The sequence below is a fragment of the Flavobacterium sp. F52 genome (assembly GCF_000278705.1).
In the GTDB taxonomy this organism is placed as follows: Bacteria; Bacteroidota; Bacteroidia; order Flavobacteriales; family Flavobacteriaceae; genus Flavobacterium; species Flavobacterium anhuiense.
The window spans coordinates 1-26,560 of sequence record NZ_AKZQ01000027.1 but is presented as its reverse complement, the minus strand read 5'-3'; the positions used below and the strand labels follow the sequence as shown (position 1 = coordinate 26,560).

23 protein-coding genes and 3 tRNA genes are annotated in these 26,560 nt (G+C 34.0%); 7 read left to right on the top strand and 19 right to left on the bottom strand.

The genetic code is table 11. The annotated features are described in order from the left end of the window. Positions 1-105 precede the first annotated feature (105 nt). Together pckA and FF52_RS13700 are read right to left on the bottom strand one after the other, a co-directional pair. Positions 106-1,710: a phosphoenolpyruvate carboxykinase (ATP) gene (gene pckA, locus FF52_RS13705; RefSeq protein ID WP_008466363.1), complete on the bottom strand. Its 1,605-nt coding sequence runs from the start codon at positions 1,708-1,710 to the stop codon at positions 106-108. Between the two features lie 301 nt (positions 1,711-2,011). After that, entirely contained in the window at positions 2,012-2,398 is a 387-nt protein-coding gene (locus FF52_RS13700; RefSeq protein WP_008466361.1) for a DUF423 domain-containing protein, read from the bottom strand. A 187-nt stretch (positions 2,399-2,585) separates the two neighbouring features. Here FF52_RS13700 and FF52_RS13695 point away from each other — a divergent pair, with 187 nt between their 5' ends. Next, complete coding sequence (locus FF52_RS13695; protein ID WP_008466359.1) at positions 2,586-3,950, top strand: saccharopine dehydrogenase family protein; 1,365 nt, start codon at positions 2,586-2,588, stop codon at positions 3,948-3,950. 272 nt (positions 3,951-4,222) lie between these two features. Here FF52_RS13695 and FF52_RS23195 read toward each other — a convergent pair whose 3' ends face one another. From FF52_RS23195 to FF52_RS13660, 7 genes are all read right to left on the bottom strand, one after another. After that, a complete protein-coding gene (locus tag FF52_RS23195; RefSeq protein WP_008466357.1) occupies positions 4,223-4,768 on the bottom strand; it encodes an energy transducer TonB in 546 nt (181 codons plus the stop codon). Between the two features lie 74 nt (positions 4,769-4,842). Further along, positions 4,843-5,886: a M56 family metallopeptidase gene (locus FF52_RS13685; RefSeq protein ID WP_008466354.1), complete on the bottom strand. Its 1,044-nt coding sequence runs from the start codon at positions 5,884-5,886 to the stop codon at positions 4,843-4,845. Next, positions 5,883-6,257, bottom strand: a complete 375-nt coding sequence (locus tag FF52_RS13680) for a BlaI/MecI/CopY family transcriptional regulator (protein WP_008466353.1) — start codon at positions 6,255-6,257, stop codon at positions 5,883-5,885. Before FF52_RS13680 ends, FF52_RS13685 begins: the two co-directional genes overlap by 4 nt. Beyond that, the gene (locus FF52_RS13675) at positions 6,254-7,216 is read right to left on the bottom strand and encodes a DUF6624 domain-containing protein (RefSeq protein WP_008466351.1); all 963 of its coding nucleotides are present in this window, start codon (positions 7,214-7,216) and stop codon (positions 6,254-6,256) included. Before FF52_RS13675 ends, FF52_RS13680 begins: the two co-directional genes overlap by 4 nt. Positions 7,217-7,235: 19 nt before the next feature. Next, the gene (locus FF52_RS13670; protein WP_008466349.1) at positions 7,236-7,667 is read right to left on the bottom strand and encodes a hypothetical protein; all 432 of its coding nucleotides are present in this window, start codon (positions 7,665-7,667) and stop codon (positions 7,236-7,238) included. Positions 7,668-7,869: 202 nt separating this feature from the next. Further along, complete coding sequence (locus FF52_RS13665) at positions 7,870-8,325, bottom strand: energy transducer TonB (protein WP_083847510.1); 456 nt, start codon at positions 8,323-8,325, stop codon at positions 7,870-7,872. Positions 8,326-8,557: 232 nt separating this feature from the next. Next, complete coding sequence (locus FF52_RS13660; protein ID WP_008466344.1) at positions 8,558-9,946, bottom strand: dipeptidase; 1,389 nt, start codon at positions 9,944-9,946, stop codon at positions 8,558-8,560. 110 nt (positions 9,947-10,056) lie between these two features. Here FF52_RS13660 and FF52_RS13655 point away from each other — a divergent pair. Further along, positions 10,057-10,138, top strand: a tRNA-Leu gene (locus tag FF52_RS13655). Positions 10,139-10,316: 178 nt separating this feature from the next. Then, the gene (locus FF52_RS13650; protein ID WP_008466342.1) at positions 10,317-11,210 is read left to right on the top strand and encodes a hypothetical protein; all 894 of its coding nucleotides are present in this window, start codon (positions 10,317-10,319) and stop codon (positions 11,208-11,210) included. A 253-nt stretch (positions 11,211-11,463) separates the two neighbouring features. On the opposite strand, the gene FF52_RS13645 is transcribed toward FF52_RS13650, so the two are convergent. Continuing rightward, positions 11,464-11,703 (bottom strand): hypothetical protein, encoded by a 240-nt coding sequence (locus tag FF52_RS13645; RefSeq protein ID WP_008466340.1) that lies wholly within the window; start codon positions 11,701-11,703, stop codon positions 11,464-11,466. Positions 11,704-11,789: 86 nt separating this feature from the next. Here FF52_RS13645 and FF52_RS13640 point away from each other — a divergent pair, with 86 nt between their 5' ends. The 3 genes from FF52_RS13640 (at position 11,790) to FF52_RS13630 (ending at position 13,989) form a co-directional block, all read left to right on the top strand. Then, complete coding sequence (locus tag FF52_RS13640; protein WP_008466338.1) at positions 11,790-12,020, top strand: helix-turn-helix domain-containing protein; 231 nt, start codon at positions 11,790-11,792, stop codon at positions 12,018-12,020. 18 nt (positions 12,021-12,038) lie between these two features. Continuing rightward, a complete protein-coding gene (locus FF52_RS13635) occupies positions 12,039-12,800 on the top strand; it encodes a hypothetical protein (protein WP_008466336.1) in 762 nt (253 codons plus the stop codon). A 397-nt stretch (positions 12,801-13,197) separates the two neighbouring features. Beyond that, positions 13,198-13,989 (top strand): hypothetical protein, encoded by a 792-nt coding sequence (locus FF52_RS13630; protein ID WP_008466333.1) that lies wholly within the window; start codon positions 13,198-13,200, stop codon positions 13,987-13,989. 249 nt (positions 13,990-14,238) lie between these two features. On the opposite strand, the gene FF52_RS13625 is transcribed toward FF52_RS13630, so the two are convergent. Further along, on the bottom strand, positions 14,239-14,898 hold the full coding sequence (locus FF52_RS13625) for an HAD family hydrolase (RefSeq protein WP_008466331.1): 660 nt from the start codon (positions 14,896-14,898) through the stop codon (positions 14,239-14,241). 122 nt (positions 14,899-15,020) lie between these two features. Here FF52_RS13625 and FF52_RS13620 point away from each other — a divergent pair, with 122 nt between their 5' ends. Next, positions 15,021-15,635, top strand: coding sequence for a hypothetical protein (locus FF52_RS13620; protein ID WP_008466329.1), 615 nt, complete (start codon positions 15,021-15,023; stop codon positions 15,633-15,635). A 319-nt stretch (positions 15,636-15,954) separates the two neighbouring features. Here FF52_RS13620 and FF52_RS13615 read toward each other — a convergent pair whose 3' ends face one another. From FF52_RS13615 to FF52_RS13580, 8 genes are all read right to left on the bottom strand, one after another. Continuing rightward, entirely contained in the window at positions 15,955-17,538 is a 1,584-nt protein-coding gene (locus FF52_RS13615; protein ID WP_008466328.1) for an MFS transporter, read from the bottom strand. Position 17,539: 1 nt separating this feature from the next. Further along, positions 17,540-18,589: an HlyD family secretion protein gene (locus FF52_RS13610; RefSeq protein ID WP_008466326.1), complete on the bottom strand. Its 1,050-nt coding sequence runs from the start codon at positions 18,587-18,589 to the stop codon at positions 17,540-17,542. A 123-nt stretch (positions 18,590-18,712) separates the two neighbouring features. After that, a complete protein-coding gene (locus FF52_RS13605) occupies positions 18,713-20,005 on the bottom strand; it encodes a TolC family protein (protein WP_237718549.1) in 1,293 nt (430 codons plus the stop codon). 430 nt (positions 20,006-20,435) lie between these two features. Continuing rightward, positions 20,436-21,257, bottom strand: coding sequence for an AraC family transcriptional regulator (locus FF52_RS13600; RefSeq protein WP_008466321.1), 822 nt, complete (start codon positions 21,255-21,257; stop codon positions 20,436-20,438). A gap of 183 nt (positions 21,258-21,440) precedes the next feature. Beyond that, a tRNA-Asp gene (locus FF52_RS13595) sits at positions 21,441-21,514 on the bottom strand. Between the two features lie 626 nt (positions 21,515-22,140). Continuing rightward, a tRNA-Asp gene (locus tag FF52_RS13590) sits at positions 22,141-22,214 on the bottom strand. An 86-nt stretch (positions 22,215-22,300) separates the two neighbouring features. Next, on the bottom strand, positions 22,301-23,227 hold the full coding sequence (locus FF52_RS13585) for a DUF58 domain-containing protein (protein WP_008466319.1): 927 nt from the start codon (positions 23,225-23,227) through the stop codon (positions 22,301-22,303). Further along, on the bottom strand, positions 23,224-25,791 hold the full coding sequence (locus tag FF52_RS13580) for a M1 family metallopeptidase (RefSeq protein ID WP_008466317.1): 2,568 nt from the start codon (positions 25,789-25,791) through the stop codon (positions 23,224-23,226). Before FF52_RS13580 ends, FF52_RS13585 begins: the two co-directional genes overlap by 4 nt. Positions 25,792-26,560 lie beyond the last annotated feature (769 nt).

Genomic DNA, 26,560 nt, shown 5'->3' with positions numbered 1-26,560 from the left:
ATTTTATTTAATTGTAAGAAAAATATTCTTTTTAAATATTCGTCGTTAACAAAAAAAGCTTCAGATTTCTCTGAAGCTTTTTTATTTTGAATTAAATAATTCCTTTTATTCTGTAATTGGTGCACCTGCTAAGATTTCAGCATTTGCAAACTCTTCAAATTTGGCAAAATTAGCTTTGAATTTATGAGCTAATTCTAACGCTTTTTTATCGTATAAATCTTTGTCTTCCCAAGTATTTCTAGGATTCAAAATCTCGTTTGGCACATTTGGACAATCTTGAGGAATTTCAATTCCAAATACATCATGATTTTTAAACGCTACATCATTCAATTCTCCTTTTAATGCTGCAGTAATCATAGCACGAGTATATTTCAACTTCATACGGCTTCCTGTTCCGTAAGCTCCACCAGTCCATCCTGTGTTAATTAACCAAACTTTTACTCCCGCATCTTTCATTTTCTTGCTTAACATTTCAGCATAGCGAGTTGGGTGCAAAGGCATAAATGGCGCTCCAAAACAAGCAGAGAAGTTTGGTTGAGGCTCAGTTACACCCGCTTCTGTTCCAGCAACTTTTGCTGTATATCCAGAAATAAAGTGGTAAGCCGCCTGACCTGGAGTCAATCTTGAGATTGGAGGCAAAATTCCGAAAGAATCAGCCGTTAAGAAAAATATATTTTTTGGATTGTGTCCAACCAAACCTGGCTGTACATTATCAATATGCGTAATTGGGTAACTTACACGAGTGTTTTGTGTGATAGAAACATCATCAAAATCAACAACGTTTGTTCCTGCTTTGAAAACCACATTTTCTAAAAGCGCTCCTTTTTTGATTGCTCTAAAAATGTCTGGTTCATTTTCTTCTGTTAAATTAATAACTTTTGCATAGCATCCGCCTTCAAAATTGAAAACAGTGTTTTCATTTGTCCAGCCGTGCTCATCGTCTCCGATTAATTTACGTTCTGGATCTGCAGATAAAGTTGTTTTTCCTGTACCAGACAATCCGAAGAAGATTGCTGTGTCTCCTGCTTCACCAACATTGGCGCTACAGTGCATTGGAAGTGTATTTTTGAAAACTGGAAGAATAAAGTTTAATGCAGAGAAAATTCCTTTTTTCATTTCTCCAGTATAACCTGTTCCACCAATTAAAGCAATTTTTCTAGTAAAATCTAAAATAGCAAAATTAGACTGGCGTGTTCCGTCTACAGCAGGATCTGCCATAAAACTTGGAGCACAAACTACTGTCCATTCTGGAGTAAAGTTTGCCAGTTCTGAAGCTTCTGGGCGTAAGAACATATTGTAGCAAAACAAATTTGACCAAGCTGTTTCTGTTACAACACGAACATTCAATCTATAATTTGGATCAGAGCACACATAAGAATCGCGAACAAAAACTTCTTTGTTTGATAAAAATGCTGTTACCTTATTATAAAGCTTTTTAAAAGCTTGGGGCTCAAATGGGATATTTACATTTCCCCACCAAACTTGATCTTTAGTAATATCGTCTTTTACGATAAAACGATCTTGTGGAGAACGACCTGTAAATTCACCTGTATTAATCGCTAACGCTCCGGTAGAATTCTCAACACCTTGACCTGACTGCAAAGTAATCGCATGTAATTCATCTGCAGATAGTTGATAACGAACTTTTGCATTTTCAATTCCTAACTCTTTTAACGAAATCGATTGCGCGAAAACTGTATTAGTGTCCATAAATTTTTAAGTTGTGTGTGATTTTTTGTTTAAAGCAAAATTACAGATTAATTTTTATTTCTTTCAAAATACTTAAATTTCACTTTGATTTATACGAAAAAAGAGAAATTTCACTTTAAAAATTACAAAAAGAAAAAAATAACCGCTTCTAATTTGTTTAATTACAACCTATTAAGTGATTTTGTTATATTATTTTTGTTTAACAAGAGAAAATACAAAAAAGTCACACAAATAAAGTTATATGTTATTTATGTGACAAAATTAAAGATTAATTCTTAGACAGAATTTTTTTTTCGGGATTTTATGATTTTCTCTTCAAAATCGTAAAGAATAATAGCGTCCAAGCAATAATTAATAAGAAACCACCCAAAGGTGTTGCGAATACGATAATTTTAGATTCGAACAAAGTGTAGTCTTTTGTTGCCAATAAATAGATTGAACCGCTGAAAAGCAAAACGCCAGCCACTACCAAATTATAGATCGTTTTTAAGGTCTTTTCTGCAAGGTCTTTTTGCGTTGATAAAAAAAGAAGAAAAAGAGCGTGGTACATTTGGTAACGAACACCAACTTCAAAAGTATTTAATTGGTCAACCGACAGATATTTTTTCAATAAATGAGCACCAAAAGCACCCAAAATAATAGCCAACATACCAATAAAAGCTCCAGTTAAAATGATTCTTCTTTTCATAATATATCTCTTTTGAAATTTCAAACAAAAATACTTCAAACGAACTGAAAAACCGTCTTTGTTTCTAGATTATTTAGAACAAAATCAGATTATTTTTTGGGTTTTGCGAAAAAAATAATTTTATTTTCTTTAATTTGAATTGTTATATTTATAACATTTAAATATATTTGTGTTAAATATTTAAGACATGAGAAACATTTTAATATTTGGAGCAGGAAGATCTGCATCTTCTTTGATTCGCTATTTATTATCAAAATCTAATGAAGAAAAACTGCATTTAACGGTGGCTGACCTTTCATTGAATCTTGCGAAAGCAAAAACACAAGATCATCCAAATGCCACTCCGCTTGCCTTAGATATTTTTAATGCCGACGAAAGAAAAAAAGCTATTGCAAATGCATCAATAGTCATTTCGATGCTTCCTGCGCATCTGCATATTGAAATTGCGAAAGATTGCCTTGAATTTAAAAAACACCTTGTTACAGCATCTTATATTAGTGACGCTATGCAGGCTTTAAACGAAGAAGCCATTCAAAACAATCTGATTTTCATGAACGAAATTGGTCTTGATCCAGGAATCGATCATATGAGCGCCATGAAAGTTATTGACGAAATCAGATCGAAAGGCGGTAAAATGCTTTTGTTTGAATCTTTCTGCGGCGGACTTGTAGCTCCTGAATCTGACAATAATTTATGGAACTACAAATTTACTTGGGCGCCAAGAAATGTAGTTTTGGCGGGTCAAGGCGGTGCTGCGAAGTTTATTCAGGAAGGCACTTATAAATATATTCCGTATAGCGCTTTGTTTCGCAGAACCGAATTTTTAGAAGTAGAAGGCTACGGAAAATTTGAAGCGTATTCTAACCGCGATTCTCTTAAATATCGTTCGGTTTATGGTTTAGATGATATTCTTACTTTATATAGAGGTACAATTAGAAGAGTGGGGTATTCTCGCGCTTGGAATATGTTTGTACAGCTTGGAATGACTGATGATAGCTATATTTTAGAGGGGTCAGAAAATATGAGTTATCGTCAGTTTATCAATTCTTTCCTTCCGTATCATCCAACAGATTCTGTCGAAATTAAAACTCGATTGATCTTAAAAATCGATCAGGACGATATTATGTGGGACAAGCTTTTGGAATTGGATTTATTTAACCCAAACAAAAAAGTAAATCTGCCAAATGCTACTCCTGCTCAAATCTTGGAAAAAATCTTGACCGACAGCTGGGCTCTTGAACCTGAGGACAAAGATATGATCGTGATGTATCATAAATTTGGTTACGAACTGAATGGCGAAAAGAAGCAAATAGATTCTAAAATGGTTTGTATTGGCGAAGACCAAACGTATACTGCAATGGCAAAAACTGTTGGGCTTCCGGTTGCGATTGCTACTTTATTAATCTTAAACGGAAAAATCACAACTCCAGGCGTTCAGCTTCCGATTAAAAAGGAAGTTTACGAACCAATTTTGAAGGAGTTAGAAGAATATGGGGTCATTTTTAACGAACAAAATGTACCTTATTTTGGATACAATCCAGATTTGTTCTAGTCTGGATCTGCATGTTTATTTTTAGAATTTTTTTTTAATTAGTTTTTAATTTTATCCGCTTCTCCCATCAAGAAGCGGATTTTTTTTCTTTTAAGGGACAAAGGTGCAAAGTAACAGAGTGACAAAGGTTTTATGCTTCTCAATAAAATTGAGTTGCCTCCAGCTTTAGCTGGAGATTTTCAAATGCTAATATAAAAAGGCTTTAGCCAAATATTATTATTCTACAAAGTCCAGCGTTAGCTGGAATCTTTCCAATAGCCTTTGTTACTTTGTTACTTTGTCTCTTTGCTACTTTGAATTGTTATTGGCAAAGTATAAAGCACACGAACTGGCTGTCCATTTTGAATTCCTGGATTCCATTTTGGAGAAAGTTTTAAAACACGAATTGCCTCATCGCCTAATCTAAAACCTAAATCTTTTACTACTTGAAATTCTGAAAGCGAACCGTCTTTTTCAATCATAAATTCTACTAAAATTTTCCCTTCAATTTTATCTGCTGGTGATTTAAAATTTTTCCCAATAAATTTGTAGAACTCCAATATTCCTCCTGGAAATTCTGGCTGTCTTTCGATATCGTTAACCACTGCTGTAGTTTCTTTTCCTGGCGTTTCTCGAATTTTATTTTTATGTGCATCTTCATTAGCCATAATTGTTATGGTTCCGGCATTTCGCACCTGATTTTCACCATACGCTTTATCATAACCTTCAGCAGTAAACAATGTTACTTGATAACTTTGTGGAAACCTCTTGCTTCTGGCGTTTTTATAAACAAAACTATTAAAGTAAGAAACAAAATGATCTGCTTGATATTCATTCAATTTCGAATTAGAAACATGTTTGCCATCAATCCAAACTGCATAATTATTGCTATTCTTAAAGCTTTCATATTCCTTTAAATCTGGAGATTTTTTCGCGAGAAATGGCTGAGGAGGAATACTTTTTTCTCCTGTTCTGTCAGCTCAGAATATTTCTTTTTAACAATAATGCCATTATTTTTGTTTTTGAAAACAAAAGCCGTTTTTGAATAGTATTTGTCGAGAGACGAAACATTCTGTTCTGTTTTTACATCAGTTTTAATTTCTTGAGCTATTGTTTCTACGCACAAGAGAAACATTAACCCAACAGCAATAGGCAAGGCAGCAATTTTCTTTAGAAACGCTACATTTTTTGATGTTGTTTTTTTCATCATAATTAATCGTTTTTTTGTTACTAAATAATTCAAATTACTGGCCAAGTAAATCGTTTGATTTCCACTACTCTTTTCTAAAAGTAAATTTTGATAAAATGGAACATTCTTATAAATTGTTACAATTTCTTGATCGGCAAGAAATTCATGATTGAGCTGTATCGCTTTTTTATAAAATAAAAAGATCGGGTTAAACCAAAAAACGGTCTTTAAAAACTCCACAAACAAAATATCTAATGTGTGCTTTTGTGTAACATGAACCAATTCATGCGCGTATAACTCTGCTTCAATATTTTGCTTATTATAATCATCGGCATTGATAAAAATATAGTTCAAAAAAGTGTGCGGAAGGATTTTTTCTTCTACCAAAATCAATTTTGAATTCTTAAAATCAACTGATGGATTACATTTTATTTTAGATCTAAAATTTATAATGTTTCTTCCAAATCTTATTGCCAATATTAAAGTTACAAATGCATACAAACTCCATAAAAAAACCAATTTATAGTCGGTTTTTTCGACCGCGGTTTCTATATGGATGGGTTGATTTATAGCAATTTGATTTGTAACATCTAAAGGAATTTCTTTAACAATTTCAAATGAAATATATGGAATGACTAATGAAAGTGTAATCGAAAAAAGCAAAAAAAATCTGTTAAACTGATGCATCTTTTCTCGCTCCAATACCAAATGATAAAAGGCAAGAAAAACACCTAAAGCAATCGACGATTTTAAAAGATACGTTATCATTTTTTCTTTTTTTGAATTTCTGAATCGATTATTTTTTTAAGATCTTCCAATTCTGAAGCCGATAAATTGGTTTCGGTCGTAAAAAACGAAGCAAACTGCGAAGCCGAATTATTAAAGAAATTGCTAATTAGTCCTTTTACATGTTTCGCAAAATAGTCTGTTTTCTTTACCAGCGGATAATACTCTCTCGAATTTCCAAATTCGTTATACGCCACAAACTTCTTGTCAATCATCCTTTTCAATAAAGTTGCAACCGTTGTTGTGGCCGGTTTTGGTTCTGGATACGATTCTAGTAAATCTTTCATAAAAGCTTTTTCAAGCTTCCATAAATGTTCCATTAACTGTTCTTCTGCATTTGATAATTGTATCATGGTTTCGTGTTTTCAAGTTTTTCTGTTTCAGCCAATTCCTTTTTATATTCCTCCAAATTCCATTCAATATTCAATTTTGTCGCATATTCGGCCATTGTGCCAAGTCCGACCTCAGCACGCCTTTTGTCTACATTATCCGGATCTATCATTGGCGCTATGCATATTTTACCAGTCTTTTTATTCTTCAAACTCTGACTGCCATAAATTTGTTTTTTTCCCTCTCTCAAAGCTACTCGATCTTCTAAATATGCTAGGTTTCCTGGATTGGCATTGCCATTTTTAACGGCCTCTCTCATCATAGGCAGATATTTTTGCTGATATTGTAAATCGGCATGCTGAATAACCAGAAACAAAGTCTGATTTCCCTGTGTTCCTACCACATTTTTTCCCAACCAGCCTCTTTCATCCAGTATTTTCATCACCTTAATGAGGTTGATACTGTCTTTTCTTTCCATAATCTTTCCAATGCTGTCAATTTTCTTTTTATCAGGTTTTGAAGCTCTGTAAACATTCATAAACTCTCCACGAATTTCCTGATCTTCGGTATAAATTTCTGCAAGTTGTTTTTCTAGCGCCTTATCATAATTTGCGCCAATAACATCCAATTTCTTTTGCAGTTTTTCAATTGTTTTATTCCACTGTTTTTCTGAATGCAGGTGCTTTAAATCTTCATCAATTTTTATATGAGCCATATTCTCATATCCGTTATCAATAGAGAGATTCAGCCATTTAAATGCTTTTTTATGCTGCCCTGCCATAGAAGCCGAACAGCTAGCATTATATAAATCGGGCCAAGATTTCTGTTCTATTTTAAACGCTTTATCATAGTACGAAACAGACAAATCATAGTTTTTTGCAGTGTAGCAAGAATCTGCTTTATGAACCCACTCTTTATATGTTTGAGCTTGCATGAAAAGACAGCGCAGTATAATAAAGGAAAGCGTGATTATTTTTTTCATGATTTAGAGGTTGGTTAGTTTATTTAATATTTTGTTCCGAAATCAATTGTCCTCGATCGTAATTCTTAATTTCCTTTAATTTTCCTTTGTCCGAGTAAAACTTCCATTCTCCAAAATAAAACCAATGCGTTTCAACCGAATTCGTTTCTAATTTTGTTTTTCCTTTCGATTCCAGTTTTCCGTTTTCGTAATAACTTTTTACGACACAGATTCCGTTTTTATATTTTTCTGTTTTGTAGATTTTTCCGTTAATGTACGATTTCCATTTTTTAACCGGAAGATCATTTTTATAATATTCATACGATTTGTAATTCGTTCCATCTTGCGAATAACTATCAATCCAAACACCTTCTTTTTTCTTGTCAATTTTCTGATTGATCGGTTTGCTTTTACAGCTCAAAAGCATTGAACCCAAAAGAAATACTAAAAAGATATTTTTCAAATTCACCATTGCTCTACAATTATAGATTCGTTTCTACAAATGTAGAGTTAAATTTTAAATATGCAAGAAAAAAGTTCCTTTTTTAGTTACAAAGGTTCAGAGAGACAAAGTGACAAAGGTTTTTCTTTTGAATTTTAAAAAGTTCAAAATATTAGAAACAAAAAAAATCCGCTCATTTCTGAACGGATTCTAAACTTACTTACTATGTATATTACTTCTTTTCAAAATAAATGCGCTTACTTTCTTCATTTTCTGTATCAATATAAATTGAAAAGGTTTTTAAACTTTTAACTTTTTTTCCATTTAAATAAGCATATTTCCATTTTGGCGAAAGCTGAACAACACGCAAAGCTTCTTCATCTAAACCAAAACCCAGATTCTTCAAAACCTTGATATCTGACAAAGAGCCATCTTTTTCCACTACAAACTGCATCGAAATTTCTCCCTTCACTTTTTTTCTCACAGCCTTTTTAGGAATCTTAAAATTGGTTTTTACAAAATCACGAAATCTATAAATTCCGCCTGGGTAATCAGCTTCGATATGAACAGCAACAAAAATATCATCATTTGACTGATCGCTTTTTTGTGATGTAAGATCCTGAGCCATACTTTTGGCGCTAAACAAAATCATTATCAATATAAAACCTTGACTTAGTATTTTTTTCATATCTGTAATTTCTGTCTTTTGCAGACAAATATAATTGTTTAGTTAATTTAAATTGTTCTGATATTATCCTGTCGAAAAATCTCAGCGCATAATTTAACCGCAAAGAACGCAAGGATTTTATTTTAGGCTTGCACATAAAAACACAAAGTTCGCAAAGCTACGAGATGAAGCTTTGCGAACTTTTATAATCTTATTTTTAAAGAACCTTTGCGCTCTTTGCGGTTAAAAAAACTTATTTAGAAAGCTCCACAAAATACTTGTAAAACAACGGAATAGTCTCAATACCTTTCAAGTAATTAAAGATTCCGAAATGCTCATTTGGCGAGTGAATAGCATCGCTATCCAAACCAAATCCCATTAAGATCGTTTTACTTTTTAATTCTTTTTCAAACAAAGCCACAATCGGAATACTTCCGCCAGAACGAACCGGAATTGCAGGAACTCCAAACGTTTCTGTATACGCTTTATTTGCTGCCTGATAACCAATGCTATCAATTGGCGTTACATAACCTTGACCACCGTGGTGAGGCGTTACTTTTACTGTAACTCCAGCCGGAGCAAGACTTGTGAAATGTTTTGTGAAAAGTTCTGTAATCTCTTCCCAATCCTGATTTGGAACCAAACGCATCGAGATTTTAGCAAAAGCTTTGCTCGCAATAACCGTTTTAGCACCTTCACCAGTATAACCGCCCCAGATTCCGTTTACGTCTAAAGTCGGACGGATAGAGTTTCTTTCGTTGGTTACATATCCTTTTTCGCCGTAAACATCAGCAATGTTTAAAGCATTTTTATATTTTTCTAAGCTGAAAGGCGCTTTTGCCATTTCTGCTCTTTCTTCTGCAGATAATTCTTCTACTTTATCGTAGAAACCTGGAATCGTAATATGATTGTTTTCGTCGTGAAGCGAAGCAATCATTTTTGCCAGAATATTAATTGGATTCGCCACAGCTCCACCGTATAAACCTGAATGCAAATCGCGGTTCGGACCTGTAACTTCTACCTCAACATAACTCAAACCTCTTAAACCTGTCGTGATAGATGGTTGTTGATTAGAGATCATTCCTGTATCTGAAATCAAGATAACGTCGTTTTTCAGTTTTTCCTGATTACGTTCTACGAACCAAGCCAAACTTGCAGAACCCACTTCTTCTTCACCTTCGATCATGAATTTTACGTTACAAGGCAGCGTATTGCTTTGCACCATTAACTCAAGCGCTTTTACGTGCATGTACATCTGACCTTTGTCGTCACACGCTCCACGCGCGAAGATCGCTCCTTCTGGGTGAATATCTGTAGTTTTAATAACCGGTTCAAAAGGTGGTGAAGTCCATAATTCTAATGGATCTGGCGGTTGTACGTCGTAGTGGCCGTAAACTAAAACCGTTGGAAGATTTGGATCTATAATTTTCTCTCCGTAGATAATTGGGTAACCTGGAGTGTCGCAAGTTTCAACATAATCGCACCCTGCTTTTGATAAACTTTCTTTTACAGCCTCTGCTGTGTCAATAACATCTTGAGAATATGCAGTGTCGGCAGAAACCGACGGAATTTTTAATAATTCGATCAATTCGTTGATAAACCGATCTTTATGTTGTTGAACGTAGGACTTAATATTTTCCATTTAAATTATTTTTATAGAAACCCAAAAGTACAAAAAAGAGAATTAAAAAAAATTTTCAAAAAATGCTTTGATAATTCAAAAGTATGCCTATCTTTGCACCCACAATTACCGCGGATATGGCGAAATTGGTAGACGTGCCAGACTTAGGATCTGGTGCCGCAAGGCGTGTAGGTTCGAGTCCTATTATCCGCACAAAAAAAAGCTTCTGAAGATTTTTCAGAAGCTTTTTTGTTTGTTATATTTTTTCTTTCTAATTTATTAAGATTTGTTTTCTATATTTGAAAATTCCGGGAACTAACATTAATTAAAGATATTTTTTCGAATTGATTGTTAAGCTGCCTTAATCAATGTTCAACAAAATGATATATAAATGAATTTTATAGAATATCACGATACAATTGGAAAAGCACTTTCAAATTTAAAACTAACAACAAGTTATATTAGCGGTAATCAAGATTTTATGTATCAAGCGACCGAGCTTGGTGCCTTAAGACGATCAATAAATTTAGTCGAAGAAGTTCCTTACTTAGATAAGGAGATCAATAATTTAAAAAAATCTTGGCTATTTTTGTCAACTTCTGAAACTCAGAAGATAAATTCTTCTCAAAGCTCTGAGGTTGAGAACTTAATTAGAAACTTAAGAATTAAGCTGGAGACTTTTAAAGAAATTGCAGAAACATCAAAACTTTTTAATGACACTGAAACAATTTCAATTAGAATTCCAGAAATAAATTCTTTTGAAAATCTTCAAAAATATGCAAGCGACTTTAAAAAAGCTATTGAAATACCTATAATAGATGAATCAATAGGAGGTAAAGCTACAATTCTTAGCGCTGATGAAGGCTCAATTATCTTTTATGTATCACTAGGAACTATTGCAGCAGTTAAATTAGTAGCTGGTATTTGTTGGGCTGCGGCAGTTATTAAAAAGAAAAAAGCTGAAGCCGATATATTTGAACAACACGCAAAAACTTTAGAACTTAAAAATGATTCAATTTCGATTTTTGTTGAGGCTCAAAAAACTCAATTAAAAAATATACTTGACGCAGAGGCCACATCCATAGCAAACAAAGAGTACAATCACAATGATCCTGAAACAATAGAAAGACTTAAATTATCTATATCAACCGTTGCAGAACTTATCGACAAAGGCGTGCAAATATTACCTTTAAGCAAAGACGAAGACATTCAGAAAAGTTTTCCAGATTATAAAGCTCCAAACTTAATCGAATCATCAATTAAACAAATTGTTACAAATACATAAACAAAGAAAAAGCTCTACAAAGATTGGATTTCCGTTGCGGAGTTACTTGCGAAGATTTCTCGTTCCTCGAAATGACAAACCGTGCGTTAATTCATCTTTATCAAATCACCTTGACGAAAGGAGCTTTTCAGCATCACCAACAGTTTGTACACTATGAAAAAAATTGCGGAAATCACTCTGGAATTTTTTGTCGGTTTTGCTTTTGGTTTCTCCTTTCGTCGAAATGAAGATATTTTTAAAACGTTATTTTCTCTTATTCAACCTCCAAATAAGGATGCAAAATTTCGGCTAATTCATTCAGCCAATAAAAACCTTTTTCTAAGTTTTCTTTTTGAGCATAGACATATCCTCTTTCATCATCTCTCATAACAACTAAAGCAATTGCATAATTTAATTGCCGTATCGCTTTTGCCAAATCTTTGGCATCAATAACATTATTAAAAAAATCTAAGAGTCTTTTTTCTGTTTCTTTCGAAAGATCGTTTGTAGCCATTGTCTTATTTTTTATTTGAGGCAAATATAATAATTTGTAGGCATGTATGCTATCAAAAGAGAAATAAATCTTTCCACTTTTGAAATATGAACATTTCAGAAGAAAATTATATTATAAATCTTGGCATTCACATTAGACAATTACGTGAAAAGAAAGACTTATCGCAGCAAGATTTAGCTGATGATTCTGGCATGACTAAATCTCAAATAGCAAGAATAGAAACTGCTAAAATTAATACTTCAATAAAAACTCTCGTAAAAATTGCAAAAGGTTTAGATATTGAACCTAAAGAATTGCTTGACTTCCCTTTGAAATAGAAACATTTATTAAAAAAGATGGGTATAAAAAAATATTTTTTAGACTTTTTTAATGATTGGCGAAGACCAATTTTATTTTGGATAATTTCTATTTTTCTTTTAGTCACTTCTAATTTTTTAAAAAACCCAATCTTTGAAAACATTTGTTTTTCAGTATTTGGATTAGGACTGTTGGTTCTACTTATTTCAGCTTTTTATCAATTACTTCAAAAGAAATGGCTCAAAAGCATAGGAACATTCTTTTTATTAGGAGGAACGATTCTTGCATTTTCATTTTACATGATCATTCTATTTTTTATAGAACAAAACACTCCTGATACTTGGGCGGACAATTTAACAATTCCAAAAAACATACCGATTAATAATCCAGTTGATCTTGACTATTATGCAAAATTCGAATCGCAAAGACCTGATAGTATAACAAATAAAGTTGTAACAAAAACAGAATTTCAGCTTTACAATTCGTTTCAACCTGGACTTTATGAATATGATTTTTGGATTGGTCAAATCGAAAAAGGAACCATTTATTTAAAAGCTTTTGAAATCACCCAAAATGAAGCTCTATCTGTTAAGCAATTAAAAAGAAGAAGTTCTATTAAAGTTTTCAATCCTTCTCACGACATAAAAAAATTTGGTACGGTTGGCGACTTCACAATTTACGAAGGAGATTGGGGAAAACCATATGCCGCAAGATTTGAAGTTTGGTTTAAACCTGATAATGGAGAAAAAGAAAGGAAATTATTTTCTAAAAATTATAAAATTGAGGGATGGATGAGATAGAAATGTTTTAGGCTAAAGCCTCTTCCTTTTTAAACATAAAAAAAACCTCCAGCTAAAGCGGGAGGCAATTCATATAATTCATTTGCTTTTTAAGTCTAGTTTGTCATTTCGACGAAGGAGACTCGAAATGACAATACTTTATGGTTACAATGCATAAAAAACTTTGCGGAGTTACTTGCGAAGATTTCTCCTTTCGTCGAAATGACAAAAAATGCGAAAAACTCTGCTCCCGATAGCTATCGGGATTGCGAGATTAAAAACCATAAAAGATTTTAAATTCAGAAATTTCTTTAATTATTTTACGCTTTAATATTTAAATATTCTTACTTTTAAAAAACCAAAAACCTAATTCTCAAAATTTCGCTTGTTTTTAAATTTCAAAAAACATTTAGAACACATGAGAAAATACAGATTACTAGTCCTTTTTTTAGCAATTATTGCTGTCTTTTATTTTGCAAGAACAATTCGAAGTTTTACTGTTCAGCACGAAACCAAAACTCTTAAATCGGAGCATTTTATCGTTTCCTATACCGGAATTTATAAAAGTGAAGCTGAAAAAGTCAGCAAACACCTTGAGGAAAACTATTCTAATATAAGAGAAAATTTAAAAGATGTAGAACACGACGCGATAAAGGTTTTTGTTTACGGTTCGCAATTCAAGTTTAATGAAGCGACAGGTTTAACAGAAAATACAAAAGGCACAAGTCGTGGTCCAAACGAATTTCATTTTGTATGGACGAATTGGTTTAATTCTATTTTTCCAGACGATCCTCTCAAAACGGCTTTGCATGAGTTTACACATTGCGTTCAGCTCAACATATTAATCTATAAAGCAAAAGACACCATCATCACCCAAGACCGACTGACTTTTGATAAGGAATTTGATAAAAAGTTCAAAGCCGAATATCCTCGCTGGCTCTGGGAATCGATCAGTATTTTTGAAGCAGGAGAAGTTAATTCGCTAAGCGTAAAATACGCCAAAAGCAAAAACCTGACTTTAGAAGATCTTAATCACGGCAATCAGATTTACAACATTGGCTACACCATAATCGAATATATGACTCAAAAATGGGGAAAAGACATTCTACCCAAACTGATTGCGTCTTTCGGCAACATCGAAAAAACATTGAACGTAACGCAAGAGGAATTTGAAAAAGGCTGGATGGCTTTTTTGGAGGAGAAGTATTAGGTTTACAATTTCAAACATCTAGTTTGTCATTCCGAGGAACGAGGAATCTCACGCGGGATTCGACACAGATTGGCTTTTCGTTGCGGAGTTACTTACGGAGATTTGCTTCGCCTATTCGCTATCGCTCGAGTCTCCTTCGTCGAAATGACAAGATTTTGGTTACAATATGAAAAAAAACCTTTGTCAAAGTTTAAAACTTTGACAAAGGTCTCGTATCACTTGGAATTTGGGATTTTAAAAAATTGGAATTTATTTCCCTAATAATTCTAAAATCTTATCCACATTTACTTCACTATAATCATTAATATAAAAATCGCATGGCGGAAGCTGTTCTTTTGTATGCGTACTCAAAACGCCTACGACTTTCATTCCGGCATTTAATCCTGCTGTAATACCCGAAAAAGAATCTTCGAAAACCACACAATCTGACGGAGAAACTCCAACACGTTCTGCCGATTTTAAATATACTTCGGGATTTGGTTTATGAAACGTAACGTCTTCGCTGGACATCATCGAATCCATTTTTTCGCCGAGTTTTAGGAAGTTGGCAATTAAATCCAAGTTCGCGCGAGGCGCCGATGTGGCAACAGCCGTTTTGAAACCACGAGATTTTAATTCGTTTAAAAAATCCATATAATGCGGAATCGTTTCGACTTTGTCTTTGTAAATCTCACGGAACATCCCTTCTTTTTCATCTTCCAGTTTTATCAATTCTTCTCCCGCAATCGGACGTTTGAAGAAATGCGTCATGATATAACTATTGTGTTTTCCATACATATGTTCTTCAAATTCTTCCTGAGTGTACGGAATATTATATTTATCGAAAAATTTTTCAAAAGCGATCACATGATGCGGATTTGTGTGTGAAATCACGCCGTCCATATCAAAAATTACACATTGCTGGCTCATATTTTTTATTTGTTTTTAACAGCTGCAAGATACAATGATTTATGTTTTTGTCGAATTTAAAATTCAGAATATCTTTACAGCGTCATTTTTTATAACTTCGTTAATACAGAATTAAATAATCTATGGAAAACGGAAAATTCAACGGGAAAAATGTGATTTGGGAAAGCAAGACAAAACAAATCTTTTTGATTATTATTTGCTTCGCATTTACTTTTATGGTTTTATGGACTGGAAAGACCAATTCATTTCGTTTTTGGTTTCCATTAATCTTATTTGGAGGAGGCGGATTTTTTTTACTTATCCGATTTTTAAATCCAAAAAACATATTTGTTTCTCCAAATTCAAAACTAGCACAAGAAATATTTTCTTCTCAAACCTCGCAAAATCAAGATGAACTAGGAATATTTGAATACAGCGAAAACGGCTTTAAAATTACCGACGAAAATAGTTCTAATACTTATGAATGGAATAACATTGAAACTGTTCTAGCTTACAAAATAGATTTACTTACGTATGACGAAATTTGTATAGATGTTTATACTGATGATTTAAACAAATTCACTATTTCAGAATCGACTTGGGGATGGTTTCAATTTATCTCCAGATTGAGCGAAAATATCAAAGCAATCCAAATCGACTGGTACATAAATATTACTAATCCAGCGTTCGAAACAAATCTTACCCTATTATACGATAAAAAGAATCGTACAATAGAGGAAATAATAAAAGCGCAATAGTACTTTCTAGTAAATCCAAAAACATATAATTCTGATAGCTAAAACGAATCGCTACATTTTTATTTAGCCACAGATTAAAAAGATTGAAAGGATTTGTCTCTCGCAGATTTGGCAGATTACGCGGATTATTTATTCCCTTATTTAAAAAAACAAATCTGCTCAATCTGCCACACGAGCGATAGCGAACTGGCGAAGCAAATCTGCGAGAGTAAAAAAATCTCTGCGCCTTTGCAAGAATAATAGACAAAGATTGGCAAAAACTTTAAACTTTAAACCTGACTCGAGAGCTATGCTCGAACAGGCGAAGCAAACAAAATTTTTACCCAATCCAAATCTTGCTTTTCACCAAAGTCATAGTCTGTCTCAAATGCTGATTACACGCAATAAGAATAATCAAAACCAATAAACCGTAATCTACAATGGTATAAATTTCCATATCTGCCAATAAAGTCGATTGTTTGGTGATGCTTCCGAAAATCTTTTTCATGGCTAAAACATTCGCATTGTCTGCCGAATATCCTTTGGCAATAAAACTCTGCGTCGCGTTTGCAATGTTTTGCTGTGCTTCGGGATTTTCGCCTGTTACAAATTGACTAAGCTTTAAAAAGTGTTTTTTGTTTAAAAATACGGTTGCATTCTGCATGACGCAAAATCCAATCGTGCTTCCCCAGAAACGTCCAGAAACGCCGACAATTCCCGAAGAAACCGCCATATCTGCAGGAACCGAAGATGTGGTAAAGAGAATTAACGGAACAAATAAAAACCCCACTCCGATACCCTGCAAAAAGTACGGAACAATAATATCTGATAAAGCCACATCGGGCACAAAAAGAAACGTAAACCAAAAATGATATAAGGCAATCAGCGAAAAACCAATCAGAAAAATGATTTTGGTAGAAACCGATTTCATGAGGAAATAAGCCGCCAAAATCAATCCGATTACATTTCCGAGTCCGTTAATGTATTGCACGCCCGCAACTCGGGACGGATCCCAATTCCAAATCGAATACATCGCCGAATGGCAAAGACTCAGCGTTGCTCTACTGATGTAAAACAAGAAAAACAATAAAAACCCAATTCTCAGATTGGCATATTTAAAAACTTCAAAATTAAAAGTTGGCCTTTTAACCAAAAGCTCTTTGAAGATGAACAAACCTCCCGTAATAAGTGCCGTAATAAGCATTAAAACCATTTGAGAAGATTCGAACCAATATTTTTTCTCGGCATACACAAAAAAGTAGGCACCGCAAAGAATAGCTGTTAAAACCAAAAAATAGCTCATCCAGTCGATTTGATACAACGGGATTTTCTTTGTTGTTCGGTGCCCACGAAAAGTAACCAAGATTAAAAAGACATTTAAAACCTGCAGTCCGCCTGAAACATACAGCATGTATTTCCAGTCGTAATGATCCAGAAACCAAACCGCAATATTCATAATAAAGGGTGTTGACAACAGTAGAGAACCATAATAAAAGGAAAAACCAATTATAATGGCATTTTTAGAATCAAACTGCTCAATAAGCAATTGTCTGATGGTGACGGCAGGAAGCGCCATTAAGATTCCTTCGGCAACTCTCAGCAATAGAAAAACCGCAAAATTATCGACATAACCCGATGCCACAATCGTAACTCCAATTAAGGAATAAACTCCTATAAGGTAATTTTTGGCAGGGAAAAAACTCGAAAATCGGCTTTCTATCAAAATTGTAGCCAGCAGAGTTCCGTACGTAACACACATTGCAAACTGCAAATCTTCGGGCTCGATGTCCAGAAAACTCGCCGCATACGTTACGTTTGACGTATAAACTCCCAATAAAATCATGGAATGCAAGAGACAAACAAACAAAATTGTAATGATTGCCCATTTTGGAACCCATGATTTAAAAATACTTTTATCTTCCATTTTAGTGTGCTGCGATCACAGTAATATTCATTCCTGCTCTTAAAAAGTCAGTTTGTTTGTCGCTGTCTTTCAACTGAATTCTAACCGGAATTCTTTGTTCGATTTTTACGAAGTTACCCGTTGCATTATCTGGAGGAAGCAATGAAAATCTTGCCCCGCTCGCTGGCGATAAAGACGCAATTGTTCCTGTAAAAGTCTTATCGCTCAAAGCATCGGCTTTTATTTCAACATCTTGTCCAACTTTTAAATATTGCAATTGCGTTTCTTTAAAATTGGCCGTAATCCATTTTTCTTTACTTACAATAGAAAGCAAAGATTGTCCTTCTTTTACCAATTGTCCTGGCTGTAAAGTTCTTTTTCCAGCCCAACCATCGTAAGGCGCTGTAATTATAGTATACGAAAGAAATAAAGCAGCATTATCAGCCACGGCTTGTTTTGCAGCAATATTCGTTTGTGTTGTCGGAACATTGGCTTCAGCAACAGAAGTGCTTAAAGCCGATGAATGAATTCTATTTTTCATTTCCTGAAAATGTGCCTGTGCTGACTCGTAATCTGCTTTTACTTTTTCTAATTGCTGAGAAGTTGCTGCCTCTTCGCTTACCAAAGCTTTGTATCTTTCGTATTCCAATTTGGTTTTCCAAAGATTCGATTTTGCAGCTTCTAATTGCGCTTCGTTAATCGCTGTTGCGCTTGCTGTATTTATGGCATTTTTCTCAGCCACAACGCTATTTTGTTTCGCATTCTGAACATCGGCAAGAGCCACATTCAATTTCGATTGGTATTCTCTGTTATCAATTACGACCAAAGTATCGCCTTTATGCACAAACTGATTTTCGTTGAAACGAACCTCTTGCACATAACCTGTAATTCTCGACATAATTGGCGTCACATATTGCTCCACCTGAGCATCATTCGTTTCTTCGTGATTTCGGTTAAATACATAAAACCAAATTCCCAAAATAACACCGCTTATTACCAGCGTGCACGCAATAATCGTTATTAGTATATGAAACGTTTTATTTCTTCTAGTTTCATTTTTAATCTTAACCATATCTTTCTTTTCTCTTTAACTTAGTTCTTTTCTAAAATGTCTTTTCTCTTGCTTCTTTCGTCTATCAAGTCTTTTCTCTTGCCTCTTTCTTCTTAAGGCTTTAGCCTACTTTTTCACTAGCATCTAACTCTGAGGCATTATTCCCGCCGTATGAAGCAGTTCATAATGTTTTAAAACCGCATCCAATCGCGTAGAAATTTTGTTGTATTTCGCCTGAAGCAAAGCATTATCGGCATCGACCATTTCGGTAATTAAAACCAATTGGTTTAAGTATTTCAGCTTTACAATTCGGTAATTTTCTTCTGCTAAATCCAACGCTTTATCAACGACCACAAACTTTTCAAGGATTTCCTGATATTGCGTGTGTTCTTTATACAGCTTATCCTGAATTTCCTCTTTTACAATTTCATTCTGCATTTCCTGCCATTTGATTTTGGTATTGGCCTGCTCCATTTTGGTCTTATTTTTATACAAAGACGAAAGGTCAAAAGTGGCTTCGATCCCCACTTGTCCCAAAGTGTACAAATACGGATTTGGCGGAAAGAATTTGTAGTTTGGATAATAAAAACCGTAGTTTCCAAAGAAATGAACACTTGGCAGATAATTTCCTTTAACCAATTTCAGTTCCGTTTTGCTGATGTTTAATTCTTGGCTTGCAATACGCATCTCTTCGTTCTGCAAAGCCTTAGTCATATAAAAATCATACGGATCTAGACCGTTCATTTCATCAAGACTTGACGTAGTGTCGATTGCAATTTCTTCGTTTTCCGGAATCTGGATCAGCGTTTTCAGATCGTGAAGTGCGATTTTAATGTTTTTGGAGTTAGTTAACGCATTCAATTCGCGATCTGAAAGCTGTAATTCGGCACGAATAACTTCGTTTTTCGTAACCGTTCCATGTTTTTGAAGCGATTGCACTTCTTTCAGTCGGCTTTTTTCTTCTTTGATGTTTTCTACGAATATTTTCTGAAGTTCCATCATCTTATAAATCGCCAGATAGTTTGCCACCACTTCAAGCTCGATATCATTTTCGGCCTTTTCGGTTTTTATTTTAGCAATTTCGTTTTCCTGATTCGCAATTTTGATGGCATTATTAATCTTATTTCCAGCATAAATTGGCATTTTAAAAGTCGAATTTACCTCATAAATTTCAGGAATTGCTGGCGTAACTTCTTTGTCTTTCAAAAACCCGCTTCCTTTGAATTCGGTAATATTCGTGATGCGAGAATACATGCCATTTAACTGTACGTCTGGCAGTCGAAGTTCTTTTCTTTCTTTAATATTTTGCTCTGCGAGCGTGACCTCCAATTGAGATCTAAGGATTTTTTTGTTATTTTCTTTGGCCAGTTTCAAAGCTTCTTGTAATGAAACCGTGTGGACTTCCTGCGCTTGTAAGCCATTGAATGCTAAAATCATTAAGATTAACAGCAGTATTCTGGGAAAACAATCGTCTGTAGAATTTGTTGTTTTAAGGAACATAAATACATTAATATTTGATGCTGCAAAGTTCCTTCATTTTTCTCGTGACTGATAATTCTAAAAAGCCAACAACATATTCATTTCGGACAAACGTTAATATTCTATTTTCCGAAAACGTTATATTAAAACACTGAAAAACAATTTATTACAAAATAGATTTGGATTGTGATATTTCACGCAGATTTTAGCAGATGCTCGCAGATTTTTCTTTTTATTCTCGCAGATTCCACAGATTGTGCAGATTGTTAAAGAATTTTAAAAAAAATCTCTAAATCTGCGAAATCTGCGAGAGAAAAATTTTTAGCGTGAAATAACTAAATCTGTCAAATCCGCTTAAATCTAAATGAATCTGCGTGAAACAAAATTTTTATTTTCGCTCTAAAATCTCTTCACCGTTTAAGTAATCGGAAGGTCTTTGACCTAAAATCTTGAAGAAAGTATTACTGAAAGTTGGAACGCTATTGTAACCAACTTCTTCGGCTACCTCTTTTACTGAAAGTTTCCTTTCTAATAAAAGTTCGATTGCTTTTAAGATTCTTCTAATGGTATAATATTGAATAAAGGACATTTTGAGATCTTTTTGAAACAAACGATACAAAGAGCGTTCGCTAAAGCCAAATTCATGAGCTACATCGGCAAACAGAATCGTTTCTCCAAGATTGTTTTCAATATGGCGCAGAATTTTTCCAAGACGTTTGTCCTTCGGTTGTGGCAATTCTAAAGGTAAATTATTAGTGCAAATTTGCGGAAGAATCGCTTTTATCGCTTTGGCAATGGTAAAATTTGGAGTTCCTTTTTTAAGATCGCCATTCCATCGATTGGTAAAAAGCATCATTTGAAGGAGCAGATTATTTACTGGGTAAATTCCTTCTATTTTATAAAAGTCATCTTCTTCTTTTTCAACAGGAAAATACAGATTTCGCATCGTAACGCTTTCCGATTTCGGCTCGATACTATGCTCCACACCACTCGGAATCCATATAAAATGTCTTGCTGGCAAAAAATAAGTTTTGGTTTCTGTAGTTACAAAAACAACATCGCCTTCAGCGTAAAGTAATTGTGCTTTATTATGTCTGTGTGGCGGAATAAACAATTCACCCATCAAATCGTGGTGGCAGTAAATGCTCTTTTTATCAGCATCTACTTTTTTGATGTAGTATTTATCGAGTTTTTGACCGGAATGTTCCATAATATAAAGATAGGAAGAAATTTAACCGCAAAGCACACAAGGTAAAAGCACAAAGTTCGCAAAGATTAAATAAAACCTTTGCGAACTTTGCGTAAAATCTTAGCTCCCGATAACTATCGGGATTGCGGTAAAATTTAAAAACAAAAAAGCCTTTCCGTGAAGAAAGGCTTTTAACAACTTAGGCGGTCTGGACGGGACTCGAACCCGCGACCCCATGCGTGACAGGCATGTATTCTAACCAACTGAACTACCAAACCCTGCGTTATTGCGAGTGCAAAAATACAACAGAATTTCGTTTCTGCAAGCGTTTTTACGAATAATATTTGAGAAATTTTTAATTGGTTAAATTCCAATATTTTAAAAATTCACTTTAAAAGTAAAATAGAAGAAGTTTCTTTCTTTTTCTTAACCGCAAGGCACGCAAAGGTTTTTCACGTAGCATCATTTGTCCCGTTTTTAAACATAGCTCGTGGTTGAAACCACGGGCTATGTTTTAATATATGATGGAAAATCTTTGTGGAATTACTTGCGGAGATTTCTCCTTCGTCGAAATGACAAACTGTTCGTTGAAATCAGAATCAAGCAAAAAAAATCGCAAAGCTTAATCAATTCTAAGCATTGCGACTTTGCATTCTTTAAAAAATATCTTTGCTCCCGATAGCTATCGGGATTACGTAAATCTTAGCGTTCTTTGCGGTTAAAAACAAAAAACCAAAAGTGTCTTAAATCAAAAAAGCCATCCACAAAAGTGGAAAGCTTTTCATTGGTCTAACTACTAAACCAGCTACGAGTTACAAAGTCGTAGCAAAACAACACAACTAATCTTAGATACCGTTTTTGGGCAAAAAAGCCTTTCTGTTAAGAAAGGCTTCTCCCAATATTGCGGTCTGGACGGGACTCGAACCCGCGACCCCATGCGTGACAGGCATGTATTCTAACCAACTGAACTACCAAACCTCTGCGTTATTGCGGTTGCAAAGATATAACAGAATTTTATTTCTGCAAGCGTTTTTATAAAAAAAATGAAATTATTTTTTAAAATATTATCCAAAGTTTTGTTTTTCAACCAAATATGTAGTCAATATTTTTTCAAAATTGTCGCCCACATTTACCGGAACGTACTTAATTTGGTTCTTTGCGCAGGTTAAAGCCAAATTTTTAAAGTACGCCTCTACCCTTTCTTCGTATTGCTCTTTTACGTTATCAGCAAAAATAGAAACCTCATCTCCCGATTCTAAATCGATGAATTTTCGTGGCGTATTATCAAAATCAAACTTCAATTCGGTTTCATTATCAACCACATGAAATAAAACTACTTTATGTTTGTTGTGTTTTAAATGTTGCAATGCGTTGAATAATTTCTCATCATCTTCTGTATGAAACATATCGGTAAACAAAATAATCATCGAACGACGATGCATTTTTTCCGCAATTTGATGCAAATATGTAATCGTATCGGTTGTTTTTTTGACTTTTGGTTGAACCAATAATTCTTCCAGTTTATTCAGAAGCATTCTATGATGACGGTCACTTCCTTTTTCTGGAGCGTAATATTCGTATTTATCTGAGAAAACGCTTAAACCAACGGCATCGCGCTGTTTCTTTAAAATATTCATTAAAACTGCCGAAGCCAAAACGGCAAATCCAATCTTCTTTTCATAAAATGGCTGATTCGATTTCAATTCCGGATAATGCATTGATGACGAATTATCTACAATCAAATGACAGCGTAAATTGGTTTCTTCCTCAAAACGTTTCGTATACAAACGATCGGTTTTGGCGAATAATTTCCAATCGATATGTTTGGTGCTTTCGCCTGCATTATAGACTTTATGCTCGGCAAACTCAGCCGAAAATCCATGAAACGGACTCTTGTGCATTCCCGATATAAAACCCTCCACAACCTGATTCGCCAGCATTTCAAGATGCTGAAAACTGGAGACTTTCTCTATTTCCGATTCAATTTTCATTCGGTTTCTTTTTTTATGTTTTGTGCTTTATAAAGCAAATCTGTCGCCTGAAACAATTTGCGTTTCAAGATCGGACTAAAATTAGGGTTTTCCTTTAAGAATAGCTGTACTTCATCAAAAGCAAATTTCGAAGAATACTTCCCAATCGTATTGTCCAGCCAATCTTTCGGAAAGAAAATATCTCCCGTACGCTGAATTTCATCAACCAAATCTAATGAAAATCTAATATACTTTTGCGCACTTTCCTGACGAAGCGGATGATTTATATTGGCTAAACCTACAGAAACCCAAGATTCTTTCTCACGATTTGCATCGTCTTTTAAAGATTCCATAAAAGCATTTCGAACCGACTCATCTTTCGATAAAGAAGGAAGCAAGAATTCAAAACGTTTTTGTTTATCAGGATTTGTAAATGAAGTTCTTGTTTTCTCCAAGATTCCATCAGCCAGTGGATGTTTGAAAATCGCCAGATTCATAGCCATATTGGTATAATCGTCTTCATTTAATCTCAAATTCGGAATCAAAATTTCTCTATTCCAAACCTTATATAAACTGGCTTTTGCAGAATTGGAATAGGCAATTGAACTGAATAATCCGAACAATGTCTTTTTGATATTCGAAGATAAATTGGCTTGCAAACGTTCATTCAAAACACCTTCAAGCTGTTTCTGAACTTTATTTTGCTGTTTTTCAGTCAGAAAGCGCCAATAAATCGTATTTAAATTTCCTGTTGCAATTCGAAGAACCAACTCGTTTTCTTCCGATTGAATTCCTTTTAAAAAGCATTCAAAAGCTTTTTCTGACGAAACATTTCCAATCAAAGCATTTTCATAAAGATTACTATAACTCGAAGCTCTCGCCATTTCATCTTTCAAAGAAGAAATATAATTTAAATTATTCCCGTCAAGCGGAAAAACGCCGTATCCAAAACCATTATAATTGTAAATAACAGCTAGCGGTTTTTCGAGTCCTTCAGCTTCTTTTACAACTGTATTTTTATCATTAATATTAACTGATAAAACTTTTACATCTTTAGCATAAACTAAACCAATCTGAAAAACCTGAGGCCAGATATTCTCTGATTTATCTTCTGCTTGTTGCTGTATTTCAAAACTTTTAATTCGGTTTTTAGAATCATATTCAATTTTATCCGTGAAGATGGCTCTTCCAGATTTATTTACCCAGACATCGCTCCATTTTTTCATATCCAAAGGCGTTTCAGCATCTAGAAGTTCTACGAGATTATTCCAGTCGGCGTTGTCATTGGCGTATTTCTGAATATATTTTTGAATTCCTTTCTGAAAAGCTGCTGCCCCCATTGAAGCTTCTAATTGGCGCATCATGATTGGTGCTTTGTTGTAAATAATAGCTCCGTACAACGAACCCGCATTTTTTAAATTAGCCAAATGCTGTTTGATCGGATGTGTTCCTAAAGATCGATCTTCCGCGTAAGCGCTAGGATAATGCGCGGTAAAAAATTGCAGATTATGATTGACTTTTGGAAAAATCGGATTCATGATTTTATCGGCCATGAAGTTTGCAAAAACCTCTTTCATCCAAACATCATCGAACCATTTCATCGTAACCAAATCCCCAAACCACATGTGTGAGGTTTCGTGCGCGATTAATTTGGCTCGGTTTAATTTTTCACTGTCGGTTGCACTGTTATCCAAAAACAAAGTCGATTCTCTATATTGAATCGCACCAACATGCTCCATTCCGCCATATTGAAAAACGGGAATTGAAGCAAAATCCAGTTTTTGAAAAGGAAATTTATAATTGGTATATTTTTCTAAAAACTCTAAAGATTGCTGATGTAAATTAAAAATAGTATCGGCACTTACGCGAAATTTCTCTGGACTGTTCTCACGATACAACATCGTCATTTCCAAACCGGGTTTCTGTGTCACGCTTTTGAATTTTCCTGCAACAAAAGAAAACAAATATGTACTCATTTTATCTGATTCTCCAAATGTATAAGCCGTAAAATCTCCTTTTTCGAGTTTTTCTACAACATCAGCTCCAGCCAAAACTGACCAGTCTTTTGGAACAGAAAGACTCAATTTATAAGTTGCTTTTAAATCGGGCTGATCCAAACAAGGAAATAAAGTACTCGCGCGATCTGGAACTAACAAAGTATATAAAAAATCGTCATTTCTGTTTAAAGATAAATTACCCGCAATGAATGAAATGGAAACTTTATTTTTTCCTAAAACCAAAGCCGAAATTGGAATTACAATATGTCCGTTTTCATGAATAATAGAAAGCTTTTTGCCGTTTGCTTCAACTGTTTTTATGTTGGAAGTCTTCTCTTTAAAATCTAAAATTAAGGGCTGACTTAAATCAGATAAACTCAAATTTACAATCAAACTAGAATTTATATTTTCTGATTTCTGATTCGGAATTTCGAAAGACAAAATGTATTGAAGATCTGAAATCTGCTTTTTACGAAATTTCGCCAGCTGTTCTAAAACACCATTTTCTAATAATTCATTTTCTTTTACCTGAGAAAAACTATTGAAAATCAATATAAAAAAACAAAGAAAGCTGTAGAAAATTTTCATTTTTAAGGAATATAAGATTTGCTAAAATTAGCAAAAGCATTGATTTTTTACAAACAATTATCGCAACAACATTGCATTTAAAAATAAGATTTCTATATTTGCAACACTATTGCATTAATTCTGGTTGAAAATATCAGAAGTAATCTTAACGAATGAAAAAGAAGCTTAAATTTATAAATCTCTTCATGCCTTTGATTGTATTGTTCGCAATACTTTTTCCGGCTGTCCATTCGTATGAGCATATTTTGGACACTCATTCGCAGAAAGAGAAAATAGAATTTTCAGTTTCAGAAAAGCCACAATTCAAGGCCAAACTGCATTCGTTTCATAAATGTTCAATTTGCGATTTTAAGTTTAGCGCTGTTGGCACATTTGAATTTCAAGCTTTTCAGTTTTTCAAGAATAATCCTGTTGTAAAACACATTAGTTTTTACAGCAAACCGCATTTTGCATTTTTTAAGGGCGCTCTTTTCTCACTTCGAGCCCCACCTTTTACACTTTAGTATTTTTTGTGTTTCTGATTGTTTTGCAATTTGGCTATTTAGTTGTTTTTATGATTGCAAAATCTTAAAACATTCAACAGCTATTCTATTCATTTTAAGAATATAATGAAATGTATTGATATTGATATTGATATTGAAATAGCTTTTTCTACACAAAAAACCTTCCTTTTTATCTATCAAAGCATTTATAACTAAATCCTAATTCGGGTTTTAGTTATGGCTGTGCCTTTTTAAGCATTTGTTTGTTCTCGCAAAGCCGCGAAGAC

What these genes read in the sequence shown, in the direction of transcription:
- pckA (WP_008466363.1), bottom strand. Translation starts at nt 1,710, where the DNA reads ATGGACACTAATACAGTTTTCGCGCAATCGATTTCGTTAAAAGAGTTA.
- FF52_RS13700 (WP_008466361.1), bottom strand. Translation starts at nt 2,398, where the DNA reads ATGAAAAGAAGAATCATTTTAACTGGAGCTTTTATTGGTATGTTGGCT.
- FF52_RS13695 (WP_008466359.1), top strand. Translation starts at nt 2,586, where the DNA reads ATGAGAAACATTTTAATATTTGGAGCAGGAAGATCTGCATCTTCTTTG.
- FF52_RS13685 (WP_008466354.1), bottom strand. Translation starts at nt 5,886, where the DNA reads ATGATAACGTATCTTTTAAAATCGTCGATTGCTTTAGGTGTTTTTCTT.
- FF52_RS13680 (WP_008466353.1), bottom strand. Translation starts at nt 6,257, where the DNA reads ATGATACAATTATCAAATGCAGAAGAACAGTTAATGGAACATTTATGG.
- FF52_RS13675 (WP_008466351.1), bottom strand. Translation starts at nt 7,216, where the DNA reads ATGAAAAAAATAATCACGCTTTCCTTTATTATACTGCGCTGTCTTTTC.
- FF52_RS13670 (WP_008466349.1), bottom strand. Translation starts at nt 7,667, where the DNA reads ATGGTGAATTTGAAAAATATCTTTTTAGTATTTCTTTTGGGTTCAATG.
- FF52_RS13665 (WP_083847510.1), bottom strand. Translation starts at nt 8,325, where the DNA reads ATGAAAAAAATACTAAGTCAAGGTTTTATATTGATAATGATTTTGTTT.
- FF52_RS13660 (WP_008466344.1), bottom strand. Translation starts at nt 9,946, where the DNA reads ATGGAAAATATTAAGTCCTACGTTCAACAACATAAAGATCGGTTTATC.
- FF52_RS13650 (WP_008466342.1), top strand. Translation starts at nt 10,317, where the DNA reads ATGAATTTTATAGAATATCACGATACAATTGGAAAAGCACTTTCAAAT.
- FF52_RS13645 (WP_008466340.1), bottom strand. Translation starts at nt 11,703, where the DNA reads ATGGCTACAAACGATCTTTCGAAAGAAACAGAAAAAAGACTCTTAGAT.
- FF52_RS13640 (WP_008466338.1), top strand. Translation starts at nt 11,790, where the DNA reads ATGAACATTTCAGAAGAAAATTATATTATAAATCTTGGCATTCACATT.
- FF52_RS13635 (WP_008466336.1), top strand. Translation starts at nt 12,039, where the DNA reads ATGGGTATAAAAAAATATTTTTTAGACTTTTTTAATGATTGGCGAAGA.
- FF52_RS13630 (WP_008466333.1), top strand. Translation starts at nt 13,198, where the DNA reads ATGAGAAAATACAGATTACTAGTCCTTTTTTTAGCAATTATTGCTGTC.
- FF52_RS13625 (WP_008466331.1), bottom strand. Translation starts at nt 14,898, where the DNA reads ATGAGCCAGCAATGTGTAATTTTTGATATGGACGGCGTGATTTCACAC.
- FF52_RS13620 (WP_008466329.1), top strand. Translation starts at nt 15,021, where the DNA reads ATGGAAAACGGAAAATTCAACGGGAAAAATGTGATTTGGGAAAGCAAG.
- FF52_RS13615 (WP_008466328.1), bottom strand. Translation starts at nt 17,538, where the DNA reads ATGGAAGATAAAAGTATTTTTAAATCATGGGTTCCAAAATGGGCAATC.
- FF52_RS13610 (WP_008466326.1), bottom strand. Translation starts at nt 18,589, where the DNA reads ATGGTTAAGATTAAAAATGAAACTAGAAGAAATAAAACGTTTCATATA.
- FF52_RS13605 (WP_237718549.1), bottom strand. Translation starts at nt 20,005, where the DNA reads ATGATTTTAGCATTCAATGGCTTACAAGCGCAGGAAGTCCACACGGTT.
- FF52_RS13600 (WP_008466321.1), bottom strand. Translation starts at nt 21,257, where the DNA reads ATGGAACATTCCGGTCAAAAACTCGATAAATACTACATCAAAAAAGTA.
- FF52_RS13585 (WP_008466319.1), bottom strand. Translation starts at nt 23,227, where the DNA reads ATGAAAATTGAATCGGAAATAGAGAAAGTCTCCAGTTTTCAGCATCTT.
- FF52_RS13580 (WP_008466317.1), bottom strand. Translation starts at nt 25,791, where the DNA reads ATGAAAATTTTCTACAGCTTTCTTTGTTTTTTTATATTGATTTTCAAT.